At 73.8% G+C, this 1,757-nt stretch carries 1 protein-coding gene and 1 pseudogene; both read left to right on the forward strand.

Annotation, left to right across the window (positions count from 1 at the left end; genetic code table 11):
- Positions 1 to 852, forward strand: a pseudogene (locus DEIPI_RS0115225) (coproporphyrinogen III oxidase family protein); the annotation flags it as partial.
- On the forward strand, positions 843 to 1,757 hold a 915-nt coding region (locus DEIPI_RS31520; RefSeq protein ID WP_169737125.1), incomplete at its 3' end, for an STM4011 family radical SAM protein. The pseudogene DEIPI_RS0115225 and the gene DEIPI_RS31520, both read left to right, overlap by 10 nt.

The following is a 1,757-nucleotide window of genomic DNA, read 5'->3' on the forward strand; positions in this document are numbered from 1 at the left end:
CGGGGCGTGCGGCGCGTCAGCATCGGCGTGCAGAGCTTCGTGGAGCGCGAGGTGCGCGCCGTGGGCCGCGCGCAGCGCACGGCGCAGGTGCACGAGGCGCTCGGGAACATCCGCGCGGCGGGCGTTCCCACGCTCAACGTGGACCTGATCTACGGCCTCGCGCATCAGACGCCCGAATCGTGGGCGGCGTCCCTGCGCGAGGCGCTCGTGTACGCCCCGGAGGAACTGTACCTGTACCCGCTGTACGTGCGGCCCCTCACGGGCATCGAGAGGACGGGGCGGTCGTGGAACGACGAACGGCTCGACCTGTACCGCGCCGGGCGGGACCTGCTGCTCGCGAGCGGCTACGAGCAGGTGTCGATGCGGATGTTCCGCCGCTCGGACGCCCCGCGCGAGGACGGCCCCGGGTACTGCTGCCAGTCGGACGGCATGGTGGGCCTCGGGTGCGGCGCGCGGTCCTACACGCGCGGCCTGCACTACTCCAGCGAGTACGCGGTCGGCGCGGTCGGCGTGCGCGACATCCTCTCGGCGTACGTGGCGCGAACCGACGGGGACTTCGACGTGGCCGCGCACGGCGTGCGGCTCGGCGAGGACGAGCGACGACGACGCTTCGTGCTGCAGTCGCTCCTGCAGGCCGAGGGCCTCGACCTCGGCGCGTACCGCGCACGCTTCGGGGGCGACGCGTGCGCGCACCTGCCGCAGCTCGCGCTCCTCGTGGAGGCCGGGCTCGCCACGCTCGGCGGGAACGCGCTGCGGCTCACCGCGGGCGGGCTGGAACTGTCCGACGCGATCGGCCCGTGGCTGTACTCGGACGCGGCACGTTCGCTCGCGCGGGAGTACGAATGGCGCTAGCGGACGCCCGGCACCTGCGTCTGCTCTACCGGGGCGACCTGTCGAGCTGCAACTACGGCTGCCGCTACTGCCCCTTCGCGAAGCGCACCATGTCCCGCGAGGAGCACGCGCGCGACGCCTCGCAGCTCTCGCGTTTCGTGACCTGGGTCGAGACGCGCGACTTCGACGTGTCCGTCCTGTTCACCCCCTGGGGAGAGGCGCTCGCGCGGCGCCGCTACCAGGACGCGCTCGTGCGGCTCAGTCACGCGCGGCACGTGCGCCGCGTGGCGGTGCAGACGAACCTGTCGGGCAGGCTCGACTGGCTCGCCCGCGCCGACCGGTCCAGGGTGGCGCTGTGGGCCACGTACCACCCCACGCAGACGACCCGCGCCCTCTTCCTCGCGCGCTGCCGCACGCTCTCGGAGGCGGGCGTCAGGTACAGCGTCGGGATGGTGGGCGTCCGGTCCGCCATCGACGAGGTGGAGGCGTTGCGGGCCGAACTGCCGCCCGGGGTGTACCTGTGGGTGAACGCCCTGCAGGGCGGCGCGGGCTACTACGCGGAGGAGGACGTCCGGCGTCTCTCGCGGGTGGATCCGCTGTTCGAGCTCAACACGCGCCGCTACCGTACGCGCGGCGTGGCCTGCGCGGCGGGCGAGACGGTCGTGAGCGTCGACGGGGACGGTACGGTGCGGCGCTGCCACTTCATCGAGCGGCCCATCGGGAACCTCTACGACGAGGACTTCCTGCGGGTCCTCGTGCCGCGCCCGTGCAGCCGCGCCACGTGCTCGTGCCACATCGGGTACGCGCACGTGGAGGCGCTCGGCGTGGGCGAGGCGTTCGGGGAGGGCGTGCTCGAACGCGTGGCGCCCCCGGAACTCCTGACGGACCGCGCGGCGCTCGGCGCGCTCCTGGAGCGCGCGGCGGCC

Source organism: Deinococcus pimensis DSM 21231, assembly GCF_000519345.1.
In the GTDB taxonomy this organism is placed as follows: Bacteria; Deinococcota; Deinococci; order Deinococcales; family Deinococcaceae; genus Deinococcus_A; species Deinococcus_A pimensis.